Genomic DNA, 18,752 nt, shown 5'->3' with positions numbered 1-18,752 from the left:
CCCCCGATCAAGTTACTGGGACAGCGATGTTCATCAGCGGCACATGGTGCTGACAACCATACATGTCGCCATCGCCGGCAGCCCCCTGCGCGCGGGGGCGAATGATGGTCACCTTGATGGCCATCGCCTGGTCAACATGAAAAAACGAGGATATTTGCGAAATGTCGAGACCGTAGGCGGCCGCGACCGTTTGCGGCCTAATCGCCTCGCTGTCGCGCACCTGCTCGTAGCGTGCCCTGTCGGTAAACATGACGTCGAAAGTGATGCGATAGGGACCGGCGTTCTTGCTGCGGACGATGTCTGCCAGTTCGTGCAAAGGACGGCTGCTCATTTCACAGTTCCTCGAAATGGACGGGGAAAAGCTCGGTCGGCGACCCCACCTTCATCAGATGATAGGCACTGAACTCGTAATGCGGGCCCAGATCGATATCCGACGGCGAATAGGGAAATGCCAGATTGCCGGACGGATTGATGACGTCGGGATAATGACGGTGCAAAAGCCCCCCACTGATGTGATGGCAGACCGCGTGGGCAAGCTCTTGCGTTTGAGCCACGACGTCGATGACGAGGCCCAGTTCGTGCCCCGACGGCGGAGCGAGTTCGAGTTCCTTCATCACACCGTTGCGGCCATAAAGGTGGAAGGTGATGTGTGCCTTCTCAGGCGCAATATAGTCGACCGCCCTGGCACGGGCTTCGTCCAGGAGACCGCCGACGGCCCCTGCAAATGTCGGACAGCGCATGCCGGCGATGCAAATGGAGTGGTAGCCGGCCAGGCGCGCGCCTTCGAGCTTGACGTAGTAGTCGTCGGTGGCCGTCATTCTTGCGCCAACCACTTTGACCTGTCGCTCCGTCACCTGCTCGAAGGCACAGTTCGACAAATCCATCTGATGGCCCGGACCGCCCTGCGAAAACGGATTCTCCCGCTCATAAAGCGAATGAGCGGCGACCGATTTGACCGATGCCCGGCGCTCGGTGCTGCCTGGCTCCAGGATAAAATGATCGTCGTAGAGCGTGCCGAGCATCACATCCATGGCAAACGGCTCGGCCGAGAATGCCCCGCATTCAAGGATTTTGCCCATGTGGATGGCGAGCGCCGGATCGGCGCCGCGCCAGATCGGGAATGATGCGATCACGGAATCATCGCACGCACGCCCTGCAATGATCACATCGGCACCACCTTCCAGCGCCTCGCAGATCGGCTCGTGCCCCATCTGCGCCACCAGGCTGCACGTGCTATCCAGGATATCTTCGGTCAGCGGCGTGCCGGCTTCGAAGTCCTCGATCACGCCCGCACGTACCGCCGCCTTGGCCCGTTCGATGGGTATGTCAGCGTAGATCCAGGCAAGTTTGAGGTGAATGCCAAGCTCGGCAACGATGTCGCGCACCAGCGCGGTCGTGCGATCGACCTGCTCGCCCGTGCCCGCTCCACCGGCGCTGCCGACGATCACCGGAATGCCCGCGGCGTGGGCGGCGGAAATCAGCACCTTCAGCTCGCGGCGAATACCGTAGTCGGAAACCAGCGGCTTGCCGGACCCCAGGTAGGAGGGCCCAGGATCCGTGGAGCCCGCATCCACCGCAATCACGGCGGGTTTCAGGCTCATGCCCCGCGCCAGCGCCTCGTCTCCAAATCCGTACCCCAAGGTGCCCGTCGGGGTCAATACTGTTACCGGACCAACATTTACCATTTAAAAGCGGCCTTTATGACATTACACCCAGAAAATACTTTATAATTTCAGAAAAGTACTTTCTTTATGCGTAATATCAGGCCGTCATGGAGGACGGAAGTCAAATTTCTTATGCTAGGTCAGACATAACTATTTGGAATGCCCCCTGAAAAGATTTACGAATTTCCAGTTGGTGCGATGGCGGCTTCGAGCGTATCGATCTTGGCTGTAAGCGCCTCCCTCACATGCTGCACGAGCGCTTGTGCGCCGAGCGAAACCTCCCGGAAACTGGGTGTTATGACCCAGATGTCCTGGCGAATGGATGGATGGAACGGTTTCACGACGAGATCCCGGCGCTCAAACCCGACTGTGCTGATCGGATCGACGATCGCCACGCCGAGACCCGCCGACACAAAGGAGCAGATCGATTCCGAAAGTTGCGATTCCAGAACAACGTTGCGCGACACCCCGTGCTCGGCGAAGGACCGGTCGATGTCGACCTGCACGCCGTCCTCCTCCGCGAGCGATATGAAACGCTCTCCTTCCAGGTCGCGCGCTTCGATGACCCCCTTGTCCGACAGCCGGTGCCCCGGCGGCAAGACACAGACCCCCTGCATGGAACACAGCAGAGAGAACTGGACGCCCGGACGATCGATCTTCGCCATGCCAAAGCCGATATCCACGCCCTGGGTGGCCACGCGGTCGACCAGAAGCCAGGAATTCCGGCTCGCCAGATTGACCTTGATCTGCCTGTTTTCAAGGAAACCCGCCAGTATGGGCGGCAGAACACGCGTGCCGAGCGATGGAAAGGTAACCACGTCGATTTCGCCGTACTCAAACTGCCGAATAGCCCTGGCGCGCGCGGAGATGGTCTCCAGACCAAGGAAAACCCGCTCGACTTCCGCGTAGAGCATTTCGCCTTCGGCGGTGGGGACGACGCCGTTCTTTTGACGATGAAAGAGCTGGAAGCCACATTTATGCTCCAGCAGAATGATCAGCTTGCTGACCGCGGGCTGGGTGAGGCCGAGCCTCTCCGCGGCGCGGGTGAAGCTGCCCAGTTCCATGATCGTTTTGAATGCTTCGAGCTGCCTGACGTTCATAACTTTCAGTTATCTCAGATTTCCCAAATTCAATTTGCTGTTCGCCCTCCAACAGTACCTAATGGTTCGATCCGTTGGAAGACAAATAACAAAGGGAACGTCATCATGAAAAACAGAAGAATTACAACCTTCACTTTCACCGCTTTCGCGACCGCGTTTTTGGCCGCTCCCGCGAGCGCCCAGGAATCGATAACCGTCGCGACTTATGGCGGCGAATGGGGAGCTGCGCTGCAGGCCTGCATCATCGATCCGTTCACCGAAGCGACCGGCATTACCGTCACGCCCGAACCCGGTGTTTCCGCCGTCACGCTCAGCAAGCTGCTTCAGCAAAAAGATGCGCCGGTGCTCGACGCGGTGTGGATGGATGGCGGCGTCTCCGAACAAGCTGCCGCGCAAGGGATTGTCGCCCCGATCGATCCGGAGAAGCTCCCGGGCGTCGCCGGCATGCTCGAGGAAGGTGTCTACAAGGATGATGAGGGCAATATTTTCGCCGTCAGTACCGGATATTATTCTCTTGGCCTCGTCTACAATACCGACCAGGTGGAAACCGCACCCAAATCCTGGAAGGATTTGTGGAACGGCGAATATGCGGGAGCCGTCACATTCCCGAGCCCCTCAAACGCCATGGGCGTGCCGTTCCTGGCCGAACTTGCCAAGGTCGAGGGCACCCCGCTGAGCGAAGTCGACCCGGTTCTCGACAACATCAAGGAACTGCAGGTGGCCGCCTATTTCGACACCGCAGGCGCCGGAACCAATCTCTTCCAGAGCGGTGAAGTCGTCGCCGGCGCGCATTATGCAAGCTCGGCCTACGCAATGCGCGACCAGAAGCTGCCAATCGCTTTCGTCGTCCCCGAGGAAGGGGCGATCGGGGGCGATATTCGTCTGCACCTCGTTGCCAACACCCCGCGCATGGAAGCCGCCGAGAAATTCGTCGATTTCGCCATCGGCAAGGAGCCGGCTGCATGCATGGCCGAACGCATCTATGTCGGCCCGGCGACCAAAGACGTCGAACTCAGCGACGATGCGAAGCAGCGCATGCCCTGGGGCGAGGGTGGGAGCGTGAAAAGCCTCTCGCTGCCGAACTGGAACGAGATCAACGACAACCGCGCTACCGTCATCGAGAAGTTCAATCGCACCGTCGCGGCGCGATAATCGGCACTATAGCGAAACGGCGATCGGGGCGGCTGACATGCGGCCGCCCCGTTTTGCAACCGCGCAGACCGCGCCTGTGCATCCTACGGCCGGCCGGCCTGGAACGTCGGTGTTGGCCGGGGCAGATTTGGGGGCCATTTCCGGCAGCCCCCAATGCGTGCGTTGGCCGGCGCGGACACTCTAACGCTGGTCGAGGGCCGGGCTACTCGAAACCCGAGACAGGATCCAGGTTTCGAAGGCCTTAACCGCCCCGTAATCGGTTTTTCCTTCCGGGGAGACAAGGTAATAGTTGTTTTCGGTCGTCATCGAACGATCAAGCGCTACCTGCAATCGGCCCGCTGCGAGGTCACTCTCAATCAGGTATTTCGGCAAGAGGGCGAAACCCAGCCCGATACAGGCCGCCTCGATGATCATGTTGAACTGATCGAAACGATGGCCGTGATAGGCGATCACATCGGGCGCGTCATGCTGCGCGAACCAATCCGGCCATTGCTGCGGCCGCGTCGCCAGGTGAAGCAGGGGTGCGCCCGCGAGATCTTCGACCGTGGTCACGCGGTGGCGTTCGAGGAGCGCCGGACTGGCGACCGGCAAGATTATCTCGCTGCACAGATACGTACAGTGCGCATGCGCCCAAACCGGCTGTCCGTAGTGGATGGCGAGATCGAAATCCCTATCGGAGAGATCGAACGGCTCCGAGCGGGACGCGATGTTGACGACGATGTCGGGATGTCGCGCGGTGAAGTCCGGAAGACGCGGCAACAGCCAGCGGCTGGCAAATGTCGGAAGGGTGGCAAGCGACAAGACGCTCCGGCCGTCGCACGAAGCCATGGCGCGCTGCACCAGTTCCTCAGACTGCGCGAGCAATTTCATCACCGAAGGAAGAAGCGCCCGCCCGGTGGCGGACAGAACGACGTGGCGGCGGACGCGTTCAAACAGCACCACGCCCAATTGGGATTCGAGCGCCCGAATCTGCCGGCTGACAGCGCTTTGCGTCAGATTCAGCTCCGCAGCAGCCTGGGTGAAGCTGCCGTGGCGCGCGGCACATTCGAACGCTTGCAGAACTGAAAGGTCGGGAATCAGTGCTCGGCTTAGATTCATTCCGATATCGCATGGGTTAGAGCCGATTCATCGCATGAGATTGGCTTTGGTATCAATTATTATGACGAAATGGAATGATAAACACAGACAGGACGCTGCCAGTCACAATGTCGAATGACCGCTTTGTTGCCGCCGACGAAATCCGCGCCTCGTTCAGCGCCACCATGTCGGCAATGTACCGCGAAGAGGTACCGGCTTACGGCACACTGATCCGACTGGTGGACGCCGTAAATGCCGAAACCCTTGCAGCCGCCCCCCAATTCGCCGAAAGACTGAAGGCCACAGATTCGCTCGACCGCATCTCCTGTGAACGCCACGGCGCGATCCGCCTCGGCACCCCCGCGGAACTGGCGATGATGCGCCGGGTGTTGGCGGTCATGGGCATGTTTCCCGTCGGCTATTACGATTTGTCCGTCGCCGGTGTTCCGGTTCATTCCACCGCGTTCCGCCCGATCGGCGGCGCGCACCTGAACCGCAATCCCTTCCGACTGTTTACTTCGCTTCTGCGCCTCGACCTGATCGCCGATGACGACCTTCGCCAGCAGGCCGCCGAAATTCTCGCCGCGCGCGATATCTTCACGCCGGCGGCGCGCCGCCTGGTCGAAAAGGCCGAGGCCGACGGCGGACTTTGCAAGGCGGATGCCGCGCGTTTCGTAAGCGAGGTGATCGAGACCTTTCGCTGGCACGACCGGGCCATCGTCGACGCCCGGATGTATGAAAGGCTGTGCGATGCCCACCGCCTGATCGCCGACGTCGTTTCCTTCCGCGGTCCCCACATCAATCACCTCACACCGCGCACCCTCGACATCGACAAGGTCCAGACACGCATGCCCCGCGAGGGCATAACGCCGAAAGCGGTTGTCGAAGGCCCACCTGCCCGGAAATGTCCTATCCTGTTGCGCCAAACCTCGTTCAAGGCGCTCGAGGAAGCCGTCGAGTTCAGCCGAGCGAACGGCACCTGGGAAAGCGGCACGCACACCGCCCGCTTCGGCGAGATCGAGCAACGCGGCATAGCGCTCACCCCCAAAGGCCGCGCCCTTTACGATCGATTGCTCGGCCATGCGCGTGCGGCGATACAACCCGCCGCCGACGGTTCGAACGCCGAGGAGTACCGGGCGGCGCTGGCCGCTGCCTTCGAGCCCTTTCCCGACGATTGGGCGAACATCCGTACCCAGGGGCTCGGCTATTTTACATATTCGCTCACGCGAAAGGGACGGGCCGCCACCGCGTCAAAGATGGATATCGAGACAGCAATAGAGGCAGGCCTGATCCGCTTCGATCCGATCGTCTACGAGGATTTCCTGCCGGTCAGCGCGGCAGGAATCTTCCAGTCAAATCTCGGCGACAACGCCGCACAGCAATTCGTTGCCGGACCGAACCAGCAGATGTTCGAACATGATCTCGGCGCAGCGGTTCTCGACGAGTTCGCCCATTATGCCAAAATCGAACATGCGTCGATCGATGATTGCCGGCATGTTTTGGACGCGGTTGCCGCCGCAGAGTGAAATGACCGACTTGAACACCAGGCACCATATCGACGCACTGCGCGCGCTGCTCGGCGACAAGGGAATTGTCGTCGAAGCCGGCGACAAGCAGATCTACGAGACCGGCGCGCGCTATGACCGGGGACGCGCCGCCTTCGTGGCCCGGCCGGCCAACACCCAGGAGGTTTCCACCGTCGTCGGCTACTGCGTTCGCCATGATATCGGGCTCGTCGCGCAGTCGGGCAATACCGGTCTCGTATCAGGCTCGACGCCGGACGACACCGGCACGCAGGCCGTGCTCAGCCTCGACCGGCTTGCCGGCATTACCGAGATCGATCCGGTCAATCGTTCCGTCAGGGCCGGCGCTGGGGTACGCCTGTCGGCACTGAACACGCAGATCGAAGCCGACGGCCTGTTTTTTCCCATCGATCTCAGCGCCGATCCGAGGCTCGGCGGCATGATCGCCACAAATGCCGGCGGTTCGCGCTTCCTGCGCTACGGCGACGTCAGGGCAAACACGCTCGGCATCGAGGTCGTCCTCGCCGACGAAGAAGGCACCATCCTCGACTTCACCAGCGGCCTGCGCAAGAACAATGTCGGCGTCGACTGGAAACAGATTTTCATCGGTACATGCGGTGCCTTCGGTATCATCACCCAATGCGTTCTCAATCTCGAGATGAGCCCGTGCCAGAGCGCGACCGCGCTTCTGGTACCGTCGTCGGAGGACGCAATACCCAATCTGCTCGTCGCCATGGAGCAGGCCTGCGGCGCCCATCTGTCTGCCTTCGAGGGCATGTCAGGCAACGCGATCCGCGCGGCTCTGGCCCATGTCCCCTCGCTTCGCAATCCGTTCGAGGGCGGCGCGGTGCCCGACTTCGCCATTATGGCGGAGATCACGCGTTGCAATCCACAACGCTCAGGCGAACAAGCGCTCGACAGCATGCTCGAGGACGTGCTGACGCGGCTATGGGAAAGCGACGATGCCCCGCTCGCCAACGCCCTTGTCGGTCCGCCGGAAGAGATGTGGGCGCTGCGGCACGCGCTTTCGGAAGGGGTGAAAAGCGCCGGCAGGCTGTTTGCTTTCGATCTCTCTTTTCGCCGTGGCGACGTGATGCTGTTCCTGGCGCACATGAAGGCCGAACTCGCCAGATCCTTCCCGGCCATAACCGTTTGCGATTTCGGCCATCTCGGCGATGGCGGCGTCCACTTCAATCTCGTTGCGCGGCCGGACGATCCGGCGCTTGCCGATCCCGGGTACGAGCGTTCGCTTCGCAATTTGGTGATGGCGGTGGCGGTCGAGAAATTCCACGGTAGCTTCAGCGCCGAGCACGGCATCGGGCGCATGAACCAAGTTTATTACGACCGCTATACGCCCGACCCCATCCGCAGGCTCGCAACGAACCTGAAACGCATGACCTCGCCCGGCGCCCTGGGAGCGATGACCTTGTGAACACAGTCCCACCAGGGGCTACGGCATTTAGTCAAACACACGACAAAGGAGACAACGATGACCAAAACCATCGACGTCAAGCAGGAAACAGCCAAGATTCTCGACAAGCTCGGCATACCGAAAGGCAGGTGGAACGACGGCGACATGGCCTCGTTTTCACCGGTTACCGGCGAACAGATCGGAGCGCTTGCGACGGTTTCCGCGGCCGACTGCGACAAGGCCATCGACGCGGCCCACTCGGCATTCAAGACGTGGCGCCAGGTTCCAGCGCCGCGGCGCGGCGAACTCGTGCGCCTGCTTGGTGAGGAATTGCGTGCCGCCAAGAACGATCTCGGCCGGCTGGTCTCAATCGAAGCAGGAAAAATCCCCTCCGAAGGTGCGGGCGAAGTGCAGGAGATGATTGACATCTGCGATTTCGCCGTCGGCCTGTCGCGCCAACTCTACGGGCTGACAATCGCCACCGAGCGCCCCGGCCACCGGATGATGGAAACCTGGCACCCGCTCGGCGTCGTCGGCGTCATCACCGCCTTCAACTTCCCGGTTGCCGTATGGTCGTGGAACACGGCATTGGCGCTCGTGTGCGGCAACTCGGTCGTTTGGAAACCGTCGGAAAAGAGCCCTCTTACCGCCCTCGCCTGCCAGGCGATCCTCGACCGTGCGATGAAACGCTTCGGCGACGCACCGGAAAACCTCGCGCAGGTTCTCGTCGGCGATCGGACGGTGGGCGAAGCCATTGTCGACAACCCGAAGATCGCTCTCGTCTCGGCGACCGGGTCGACCCGCATGGGCCGCGAGGTCGGACCACGGCTCGCAAAGCGGTTCGCGCGCTCCATCCTAGAGCTGGGCGGCAACAATGCCGGCATCGTCTGCCCGTCGGCGGACATCGACATGGCGCTGCGCGCCATCGCCTTCGGTGCCATGGGAACCGCCGGCCAGCGCTGCACCAGCCTGCGCAGGCTGTTCGTTCATGACAGTCTCTACGACACGCTCGTGCCGCGCCTGAAGTCCGCCTACCAGAGCGTCTCCATCGGCAATCCGCTGGAGACGTCCGCGCTGGTCGGACCGCTGATCGACAGGCAGGCCTTTGACACCATGCACAAAGCGCTCCAAGCCGCGAAGGCGGAAGGTGGCATCGTGACCGGGGGAGAACGTGTTCTCGAGGCGGGCAAGGACACCGCCTATTATGCCCGGCCGGCGCTCGTCGAGATGCCCAGACAAACCGGTCCGGTGCTCGAAGAGACCTTCGCGCCGATTCTGTACGTGATGAAATATGCCGATCTCGATCAGGCGATTGAGGACCATAATGCGGTCGCCGCCGGCCTTTCCTCCTCGATCTTCACGGTCGACATGCGGGAGGCGGAGCGCTTCCTCTCCGTCGAGGGATCGGACTGCGGAATCGCCAACGTCAATATCGGAACATCCGGCGCCGAAATCGGCGGCGCCTTCGGCGGCGAAAAGGAAACCGGCGGCGGTCGCGAATCGGGCTCCGACGCCTGGAAGGGATATATGCGCCGCGCCACCAATACGGTGAACTATTCCACGCAATTGCCGCTCGCCCAGGGCGTCTCGTTCGATATCGGATAGACTGCGATGACAATCGCCTTAAACGTCGCTGAAACCCATTTCAGGCCCGCCTCCCGCATCGCCTCCGTCGGAGTGTCGACAATACTTGAGATAGGGGCGCGGGCGGCGGCGATGAAACGCGAAGGCCTGCCGGTGATCGTTCTTGGCGCCGGCGAGCCGGACTTCGATACGCCTGACAACGTCAAGAAAGCCGCCAAGGCGGCAATCGAGCGCGGCGAGACCAAATACACACCGCTCGACGGAACGCCTGAACTCAAGTCGGCGATTGCCGAAAAGTTCCGCCGCGAAAACAGCGTCGACTACGCCCTCAACGAGGTGACGGTCGCCACCGGCGCAAAACAGATCCTGTTCAACGCTTTCATGGCGAGTATCGATCCCGGCGACGAAGTCATCATTCCCACGCCCTTCTGGACGTCCTATTCCGATATCGTCGAGATCTGCGGCGGCGTACCCGTCCTCATTCCCTGCGACGGGGCTGCGGGTTTCCGCCTGATGGCCGACCAACTCGAAAAGGCGATCACGCCGAAGACCCGGTGGCTGCTGATGAATTCGCCTTCCAACCCGTCGGGCGCGGCCTACAGCGAAGCGGATTACCGCCCGCTTCTCGACGTTCTCCTGCGTCACCCGCATGTCTGGCTGATGGTCGACGACATGTACGAACATATCGTCTATGACGGCTTCGAATTCGTCACGCCCGCGGCAATCGAGCCGCGCCTGAAAGAGCGCATACTGACTGTTAATGGCGTATCGAAAGCCTATGCGATGACGGGCTGGCGCATCGGCTACGCCGGCGGCCCCGAACCGCTGATCAAGGCCATGGCCGTTATCCAGAGCCAGGCCACCTCCTGCCCGTCATCGATCGGCCAGGCGGCTGCGGTCGAGGCGCTCACAGGTCCGCAAACCTTTGTCGGGGAACGCCGGCGCAGCTTCCAGAGACGCCGCGATATCGTGGTCTCGGCACTCAACACGATCCCCGGCATTGCCTGTCGGACCCCGCAGGGCGCGTTCTACACCTTCGCGGATTGCGGAGGCATGATCGGCCGGACCGCGCCGAACGGCAAACGGATTGCCACCGATACCGCATTCGCGGACTATCTGCTCGAAACCGCTCACGTCGCCGTCGTTCCCGGTTCGGCCTTCGGGCTTTCGCCCTATTTCCGCATTTCCTATGCCACCGGGAAAACCGAACTGCGCGAAGCGCTGCGGCGGATTGCCGATGCCTGCAAGATGCTGAGCTGACCGATGCGCGGCGGATCCAAAACATTCCTCCCGCCGGTCGACCGGCTCCATCCGAACCCGAGCATGCTGGAATGAGGCTGGAACAATGAACACCACTGCCTTCTCGATTCTGTGGCACGCAAGTTCGCTGGAAACCATCGACGCGCCGCCGCTTGGTCGCGATCTGAGCGTCGATCTCGCCATTGTCGGCGGCGGGTTCACCGGACTTTCGGCCGCCCTCGAAGCCGCCGGACGCGGGGCGTCGGTATGTGTGCTCGAAGCCCAAACAACGGGTCATGGCGGATCGGGGCGCAATGTCGGGCTGGTCAATGCGGGGCTCTGGCTACCGCCGGATTCCGTGATCGGTCAATTGGGCGAAAAAGCCGGCCTGCGATTGGTCGAAACGCTCGGCCTGGGCCCTGAAAAGGTCTTTTCGCTGATCGAACGTGAAGACATCGACTGCGAGGCGACACGCAGGGGAACATTGCATCTCGCCCATTCTCCGGCAGGCCTGCGTGATCTTGAGGAACGGTACCGGCAAGGCAACCGGCTGGGCGCGCCGCTCAGCCTGCTTACCCAAACGGAAACGGAACGCCGCACCGGCAGCAAGGCCTTTCACGGCGCACTTTTCGATCCGCGCGCCGGCACCATACAACCACTGGCCTACTGCCGGGGGCTTGCGCGCGCCGCTCAAAGGCATGGAGCCATCGTTCACGAACGCTCTCCCGTCACCGCGCTGAAGCGGGGCGACGGTATCTGGATAGTCGAAGCCAATGGCCACGCGGTGCGCGCACGGTGTCTTCTGGTCGCCACCAACGCCTATCACCTTGGAATAAGCGCGCCCTGTAAACCGGCATTCATCCCCTTCAATTATTCCCAGTTCGCGACGGCTCCCCTTGCCGAAACCGACCGCCGCACCGTCCTGCCGGGCGGCGAGGGTTGCTGGGACACAGCGCTGGTGATGTCCTCGATCCGAGTGGACCGGGCGCGACGCCTGATCATCGGCGGCGTGGGAAGCATGGAGGGCCCTGGCAAGGATTTTCACCACGCCTGGGCCCGGCGCAAACTGCGCCAAATCTATCCGGCATTGGGCGATATGTCCTTCGAACATGGCTGGAGCGGCAGGATCGCGATGACAAGCGACCACATCCCCAAGATCGTCGCGTTCGGGCCGAACGCCTATGCCTGTTTCGGCTATTCCGGACGCGGCATCGCACCAGGAACGGTTTTCGGCACGGCGGCCGCAGATGCCCTTCTGCGCGAGGATGGCGGTGACTTGCCGCTTGCACCGCTGGCAACTTACGAAGAACGGTTCCGCCGCATCAAGGCGCACTATTACGAAACGGGCGCGACCCTCTATCACGCCGTGTCGGCACGCATGCCGCGCTAGAGTATCCGTGTTGGTCAAGGACGTTTCGAACCCGCCGTTCCATATACCCTCAAATCTGTCCGACAGGTGCTGACGTCAGACAGTCGGTAAGGCCTATCGCATCTTCGCCGCGGCGTTGCGGACATACGATGTCGTTCGCCGGCACGCGGCGTGGCCTTACGCGAAATGGCCTCGCACAATCGCGACCAGGCGCCCGATTGACGACCTGCCCTGACACGGTTTTCGCAACGGCGCGCCGCCGCATTGCCGAAACGATACCGGGTTTACACTCCCGGCCCTGTTATATTAGTGTAATTCAGTTCGATCTCCCGCGCGGCGCTGAGCTTCCACGGCGTGTTGCCGCTTCTGGAGCGCGGCCCTGTTCGGTCCGCTCGGCGTGGGACAGACGTTCGGCGTTTTAAAGCATCGCGCCATCCCCGCTGGCGCGTTCCCATCCATCTGGAGACGAGGTGTTGCACATGGCACTGGTGAGCGGAAGTCCGAAGGAACGGCACGAGTGACGGAGTCCGTACGCGGCGGCGGCTTTGCAACCGGAAGCCAGCATCGTGGCGCGCCGGCGCCGCACAGGGATCAACATTGGCTCGACCCGATCGCCGTGATCGGCATCCACGCACGCTTTCCCGGATCCGTCTGCGAAACGCTCGACGAATACTGGCAAAACCTGGTCGACTGTCGCGACTGCGTCGGCGTGCCCCCCGATGACCGATTTGCGGCCGCTGCGGCGTCGCAAACGGGCTCCAGCGGCGTGCGCGAGGGCGGGTTCATCCGGAACGTCGATGCATTCGACGCCGCGTTTTTCGGCATCCAGGAGGAAGAAGCAAGGTTGATGGACCCTCTCCAGCGCCTGGCGCTGGAATCCGCCTGGCATTGCGTCGAGGATGCCGGCTACCGGACAACCGATCTCGGCCGAGAAGAAACGGGCGTATTCTTCGCGACCGGCAAGTCCGACTACGAAGAGCTTCTCTATCGCGGAGGAACCGCCGTCCACGCCAAACTGGCGACGGGCGTGGCCACGTCGATCGTGCCCAACCGGGTCTCTTTCGCGCTCGGCCTTACCGGTCCAAGCCTGGCCGTCGACACCGCCTGTTCCGGCTCGCTGGCGGCGTTGCACCTGGCCGCGCAGGCGCTGCGCAATGGCGACTGCACGACGGCGATCGTCGGCGCGGTCAATCTCATCCTTCATTCAACGCTGTCGCTGTCGCTCGAGGAAGACGGCGCCCTGAGCCCCGACTGCCGCACGAAGAGCTTCGACGCGGCCGGCAACGGCTATGCGCGCGGCGAGGGGGCGGCATCGCTGCTTTTGAAAAGGCTCGATGACGCCGAAGCCGACGGCGACCATGTCTACGGGTTGCTGATCGGTTCGGCGATCAGCCATGGCGGGCGCGCCAACTGGCTGACGGCGCCGAATGCGGTCGCCCAAAAGCAGCTCATCGTGAAGGCCTGGCGACGGGCCGGTGTCGATCCGCGCTCGGTGGGCTACATCGAGGCGCACGGAACCGGTACGCCGCTGGGCGACGCCATCGAGTTCAACGCGATCAGCCAGGCTTACGGCGCATTGACCGCCGGCCAGGCGCAAGACGCGCAGCCGCATTGCCGTATCGGCTCGGTCAAAGCCAATATCGGCCACGTGGAAACGGCCTCCGGCCTGGCCGGTGTGGTCAAGGTGCTGCTGGCGATGAGACACGGCAAGATCCCCGGCAATCCACATCTCAACACCGTCAACCCGATGTGCGACACTGACGGCACGCCCTTTCGCTTCGTACGCGAAACCGAAGACTGGCAATCGCTCCAGGGGCCGGACGGCATTACGCTGCCCCGCCGCGCGGCAATCAATTCCTTTGGCTTCGGCGGAGCCCTGGGACATGCGGTGCTCGAGGAACGCCGGGAAACGAACGCGGGCGCCGACAATCAGGTCTCGTCCGCGCTCCCGGTTCTGCCGGTGTCCGCCAAGGACGAGGCCGGCCTGCGCCGCTATGTGCAACGGCTGCACCGGTTCGTGACGTCACTGACCGGCGAATCCGGTCCGGCGGACGATCAGAGGCCGGATTTCGACGATTTCGTCTACACGTTTCAAGTCGGACGCACCCCGTTCCCGGTCCGGCTGGCGCTTGTCGCGCAAGACTGGCCAAGCCTTGAAGACCTGCTTGCCCGGCTGGAGGCCGGTGACGAGGATTCCGACATCCTGCGCAAAGGGCGCGCTCCGTTGCCTGCGGTGGCACCACGTGACGAACTCACGGAATCGACGGTGCGCTTCGCCCAACAATGGGTGGATGGCGAAAAAGTGGATTTCGCCAGCCTTTACACTCGCGGCCAGCGACGGCGCGTCTCCGCACCCGGCTATCCTTTCGCGCGCTCGCGCCTCTGGTTCCACGCGAGATTGCAGCCCGTGGCTTGACTGGCGGAGGCCGCGGCAAGGGTCGACAGGTTCGAAAATCGGATGACGAGGTGAGGCGATGAGCGCATTGGAAGGACCCGGCACCGGCGGGGAAAGTCACGACCATCTGGAGGCGGTCAAGACGGTGGCGGCCGCGGTACTGGACCTGCCGGCCAACGACCTCGATCCAGACGAGGCACTTGGAAATCTCGGCTTCGATTCCGCCTCGCTCAAGCTCTTCTCGTCGCGGCTTTCGGATCGCTTCGACATGCGCGTCGATGCCGTTTTGCTGTTTGCGCACCCGACGCTGCAGGCGCTGAGCGTATATATCGCCCAACAAAAGCCCGGCCGGACACGCCCGGAACGGCCGGAGCAAGCGCGCGCCGAGCCCGCCGCGCCGCAGACCGACCGCAGACGCGACATCGCCATTGTCGGCGTGGCATGCCGCCTGCCGGGCGCGGCGTCGAAGGAGGAGTTCTGGGCCAATCAGCGCGACGCAAGGAACTGCATCCGCGAGGTCCCGAAGCGGCGCTGGGACTGGAGAGCCCTGTCGGGCGATCCGCTGCGCGATCCCGGCCGCACCGATGTCAGATGGGGCGGTTTCATCGAAGGCGAGGACCTTTTCGCTCCGGCGTTTTTTGGCATTTCGGTCTATGAGGCCGAACTCATGGACCCGCAGCACCGTCTGTTCCTGAAGACGGCGTGGGAAGCGATCTGGGATGCGGGCTACGACCCGAACGGGTTGGCTGGCCGGTCGGTTGGCGTGTTCGCCGGCGTCCAGTTCCAGGACTACCAGAAGCTTCTCGACCAGAAGGGCATGCTGGGCGCACAAATGCTGACCGGCAGCGCCCATGCGATGGTTGCCAACCGCGTGTCGTATCTCCTGGACGTGCATGGTCCCAGCGAGGCGGTGGATACGGCCTGCTCAAGCAGTCTGGTTGCGCTTCACAACGCCGTTCGGGCCATCCGCAGCGGAGAATGCGATCTTGCCCTCGCCGGCGGCGTCAACCTCCTCCTGACGCCGGATCTGTTCGTGATGGGCCGACAACTCGGCGTTCTGTCTCCGACCGGGCAGTGCCGCACCTTCGATGCCGGCGCGGATGGCTATGTGCGGGCCGAAGGCGTCGGCGTTCTCGTGCTGAAGCCGTTCGAGGCGGCCGTGCGCGACCGCGACCATATTTACGGCGTCGTCAAAGGCACGGCGGTCAATCATGGCGGCAAGGCGGCCTCGCTCACCGCGCCAAACAGCCCGGCGCAGGCCGCCCTCGTCATGCGTGCGCTCAACGACGCAAAACTCTTACCAAGCGACATATCCTATGTCGAAATGCACGGTACCGGCACCGAACTCGGCGACCCGATCGAGATGGAGGGCGTGAAAGAGGCTTTCCGCACCTTGAGGAGACAAAGCGGCCAGCAACCGTCTGCCTGTGCCGTAGGTTCGGTAAAGACGAATATCGGCCATCTGGAACCAGCGGCGGGGGTCGTCGGGGTCATCAACGTGCTGCTTTCCCTGAAACACGGGGCTTTGCCCGGGCTTTCCAACTTCCGCAGCCTCAATCCGCGCGTCGTGCTCGACGACGGTTTCGTTCTCCAGGCCGAAACCGGCCCCTGGCCCGCAAACGCCTCCGACGGAGCGCGCGCCGCCATCGTGAATTCCTTCGGCTTCGGCGGCGCGAACGCCTCCGTCGTCGTGCAGCAACATGTCGTGCCGGCATCCAGCCGGGATCGTGCCGGAGAGGTCTTTGTTCCGGTCGCGGCATCCGATCCCGATCTCTTGAAGGCGTATGCCGCGGCATTGGCGCGCGTCGTTCGCAATCCCGAGCACGGGTTCAACGTGGATTTCGAGCTCGGCGATATCGCTTTCACCCTGCAGCAGAGAAACGAGAACCGCCCTGCCCGCGCCATCGTGCACGCATCGTCGCGATCCGAACTGCTGCGGGGGTTCGACGCGATCGCGCTTGGTGAACCTCTGCCGGAAACTCTTGCGATGTCGGGATCGACGGCAGGTCAAACCTGGCCGGCGCACGTCGTGCGGTGGCTGGAGGGCGGCAGCGCCGACTGGCCGGGCATTCCCGAAGCGCGGCGATTGCCGCTGCCGGTTTCGCCGTGGCCGGACCGGAGCTGTTGGTTCGAAGCGCGGCCGGCCGAGGAGGACGAGGACAGCCGCGAGCGGGCCGAGATGGCCTATCTGCAGCCCGGCTGGCGCGAGACGGCCGCAGGGTCTCCCCGACCGCTCGACGAAAAATGCATCTGGGTGATCGGCCGCGACAACCAACAGATCGCTGACTTCACGCCGGTTCTGCGCGGCGTGCTTCCCCCGACGGCGAGACTGGTGACGTCGCTGATCGAGGGGCGCGCGGTCGCGCCCCAACCGTCGTTCGAAAACTGGAACGCCGAGAACGGCGCCCCCGACCTGATCGTCGTTCTGCCTGCGGGGGCGAATGCCGCGGAGCAGGCCGACGAGGTTCACATCCTGTTCGAGCTGATAAAGGACCTGATGGAACGCTCCTTCGGCCGGCAGATCGACATCTTTCATGTCGCCCGCGGCGATTTCGGCGTCAGGCCCGCGGACGACGCTCTTCCGGCGCTGGCGAAATCCGCCTTCCTTGAAAACGAGCGGCTGAGGGTCCATTCGCTCTATTTCGCCGACCTGAACGGGCAGGACTGGCGGCGCCTCGTCGCCCTCGAGCTCGCGGCAATACCAGCGACGACACCGCAGACCATCCGCTTCGACGGCGCGCGCCTGGTCTACGGGCTTCAACCGGGATCCGTGCCCGAGCGGCAGGCGGGAGACGGCCCGTGGTTTCGCGACGACGGCGTCTATCTTTTCCCGGGTGGCGCCGGCGAACTGGGCTGCAGGCTGGTCGAGAGGCTGCTGCGCGAGGTCGATGCGACTTTCGTCATTACCGGCCGTTCACCGCTCGCCGGCGTCGTCAAGGATCGCGTTGACGCGCTGGCACGCAAGGCAGGCCGGTCCGACCGTATGCTCTATGTCCAGTGCGACATAGCCGACCGCGCGCAGACGCAGGCGATGGTCGCCGACATTGTCGGCCGCCACGGACGCCTGAACGGCATCGTCAATTTGGTCACCGCTCACAATGACGCCTATATCTACAACGAGCAGTGGGAGGATTTTTCCGCGGTGATCGCGTCCAAGGTGGCAGGCAGCGTCAATCTGGACCTGGCTACCGCCGAACTGGACCTCGATTTTGTCGTCGCGTTCTCCTCGCTGGCGTCGTTGGGGTTTGCCGGAGGTGCGGACTATGCCTACGCATGTGCATTCCAGAATGCCTTCGCCAACTGGCGCAACCGGGAGGTCGCAGCCGGGCGCCGGCACGGGCGCAGCTACGCCGTCAGCTGGTCGCGCTGGAAGTGGGACAAATACGTGACCGAAGACGTCGACGCCTGGTTCCTGTCGCTCGGCTACCAATTCATGGATGCAGACACCGGCATCCGCGCCTTGCGCAACGTCATGGCACAGCCGGTCACGGATATCCTGGCCATGTACGGCGACCGTGACCGGATCATGGGCCATCTCGATCCCGCAAGCGGATTGCTTCTGAAACGGCGAGGCGGCGAGGCGGTTGCCGCGCCGGGCCAACAGACCCTGCCGCAGTCCCCCACCCCCGACGCGACCGCAGCATCGCCGGCCACGCCGGATCGTCATGTTGCGGCGACCGAGGCCGCCGCTCGACCGCCTCGAAGCGAATATGGCGATCTGGAGGGAAACCTCGTCGCGGTCGTCTGCGAGTTGCTCAAGCTGGACGATCTCGATTCCCGGACATCGCTGCCGTCCGTGGGCCTCGATTCCGTCATGGCCATCCGGCTGATCATGCTCATCGAGCAGCGGCTGTCGAAATCCCTGTCGCCCAAGGAACTGCTCAGCAACCAGACGGTCGCCGAGCTTGCCGCGCACATAGGATCGACGGAAAACCGGCCCGAGGCAGCGGCGGCCAAGGACGATCTGGAAGAAGACCTCGTCACGATCGTTCGCGAGCTGCTCAAGCTGGACGATCTCGACCCTCAAACGCAGCTGCCTTCCGTAGGCCTCGATTCCGTCATGGCCGTCCGGCTGATCATGCTCATCGAGCAGCGGCTGTCGAAATCCCTGTCGCCAAAGGAACTGCTCAGCAACCAGACGGTCGCCGAGCTTGCCGCGCATATCAGGTCGACGGAGAGCCGGCCCAAGGCGGCGGCGGACCGGCGGGCATTGACCGCGTGAGCGCCGTTCCGGTCAT

At 62.9% G+C, this 18,752-nt stretch carries 12 protein-coding genes; 8 read left to right on the top strand and 4 right to left on the bottom strand.

Features of this window, described 5'->3' with window-relative positions:
- Positions 1-7: 7 nt before the first annotated feature.
- From GN330_RS13970 to GN330_RS13960, 3 genes are all read right to left on the bottom strand, one after another.
- Positions 8-331, bottom strand: coding sequence for a DUF4387 domain-containing protein (locus GN330_RS13970; RefSeq protein WP_156713299.1), 324 nt, complete (start codon positions 329-331; stop codon positions 8-10).
- A gap of 1 nt (position 332) precedes the next feature.
- Positions 333-1,601: an acyclic terpene utilization AtuA family protein gene (locus GN330_RS13965; RefSeq protein WP_197435167.1), complete on the bottom strand. Its 1,269-nt coding sequence runs from the start codon at positions 1,599-1,601 to the stop codon at positions 333-335.
- 239 nt (positions 1,602-1,840) lie between these two features.
- Positions 1,841-2,728 carry a LysR substrate-binding domain-containing protein gene (locus GN330_RS13960; RefSeq protein ID WP_197435166.1) on the bottom strand — a complete coding sequence of 296 codons (888 nt, stop codon included), beginning with the start codon at positions 2,726-2,728 and terminating at the stop codon, positions 1,841-1,843.
- Here GN330_RS13960 and GN330_RS13955 point away from each other — a divergent pair.
- Complete coding sequence (locus GN330_RS13955) at positions 2,642-3,916, top strand: ABC transporter substrate-binding protein (protein ID WP_246188683.1); 1,275 nt, start codon at positions 2,642-2,644, stop codon at positions 3,914-3,916. The genes GN330_RS13960 and GN330_RS13955 overlap by 87 nt on opposite strands.
- Positions 3,917-4,096: 180 nt before the next feature.
- Here GN330_RS13955 and GN330_RS13950 read toward each other — a convergent pair whose 3' ends face one another.
- Positions 4,097-5,014, bottom strand: coding sequence for a LysR family transcriptional regulator (locus GN330_RS13950; protein ID WP_156713296.1), 918 nt, complete (start codon positions 5,012-5,014; stop codon positions 4,097-4,099).
- 107 nt (positions 5,015-5,121) lie between these two features.
- Here GN330_RS13950 and hglS point away from each other — a divergent pair, with 107 nt between their 5' ends.
- The 7 genes from hglS (at position 5,122) to GN330_RS13915 (ending at position 18,736) form a co-directional block, all read left to right on the top strand.
- Positions 5,122-6,519 (top strand): 2-oxoadipate dioxygenase/decarboxylase HglS, encoded by a 1,398-nt coding sequence (gene hglS, locus GN330_RS13945; RefSeq protein WP_156713295.1) that lies wholly within the window; start codon positions 5,122-5,124, stop codon positions 6,517-6,519.
- Between the two features lie 10 nt (positions 6,520-6,529).
- Entirely contained in the window at positions 6,530-7,948 is a 1,419-nt protein-coding gene (locus GN330_RS13940; protein WP_156713758.1) for an FAD-binding oxidoreductase, read from the top strand.
- A 57-nt stretch (positions 7,949-8,005) separates the two neighbouring features.
- The gene (gene amaB / locus GN330_RS13935) at positions 8,006-9,532 is read left to right on the top strand and encodes an L-piperidine-6-carboxylate dehydrogenase (RefSeq protein ID WP_156713294.1); all 1,527 of its coding nucleotides are present in this window, start codon (positions 8,006-8,008) and stop codon (positions 9,530-9,532) included.
- A gap of 6 nt (positions 9,533-9,538) precedes the next feature.
- A complete protein-coding gene (locus tag GN330_RS13930; protein WP_156713293.1) occupies positions 9,539-10,771 on the top strand; it encodes a pyridoxal phosphate-dependent aminotransferase in 1,233 nt (410 codons plus the stop codon).
- Between the two features lie 85 nt (positions 10,772-10,856).
- On the top strand, positions 10,857-12,140 hold the full coding sequence (locus GN330_RS13925) for an NAD(P)/FAD-dependent oxidoreductase (protein WP_156713292.1): 1,284 nt from the start codon (positions 10,857-10,859) through the stop codon (positions 12,138-12,140).
- A gap of 496 nt (positions 12,141-12,636) precedes the next feature.
- Positions 12,637-14,535, top strand: coding sequence for a beta-ketoacyl synthase N-terminal-like domain-containing protein (locus GN330_RS13920; RefSeq protein ID WP_156713291.1), 1,899 nt, complete (start codon positions 12,637-12,639; stop codon positions 14,533-14,535).
- 58 nt (positions 14,536-14,593) lie between these two features.
- Positions 14,594-18,736, top strand: coding sequence for an SDR family oxidoreductase (locus GN330_RS13915; protein WP_156713290.1), 4,143 nt, complete (start codon positions 14,594-14,596; stop codon positions 18,734-18,736).
- The last annotated feature ends 16 nt before the right edge of the window (positions 18,737-18,752 follow it).

This window comes from Nitratireductor arenosus, from assembly GCF_009742725.1.
Classification (GTDB): Bacteria; Pseudomonadota; Alphaproteobacteria; order Rhizobiales; family Rhizobiaceae; genus Mangrovimarina; species Mangrovimarina arenosa.
Note: the sequence above shows the minus strand (reverse complement) of the source record. Positions and strands in the feature narration are given on the sequence as shown.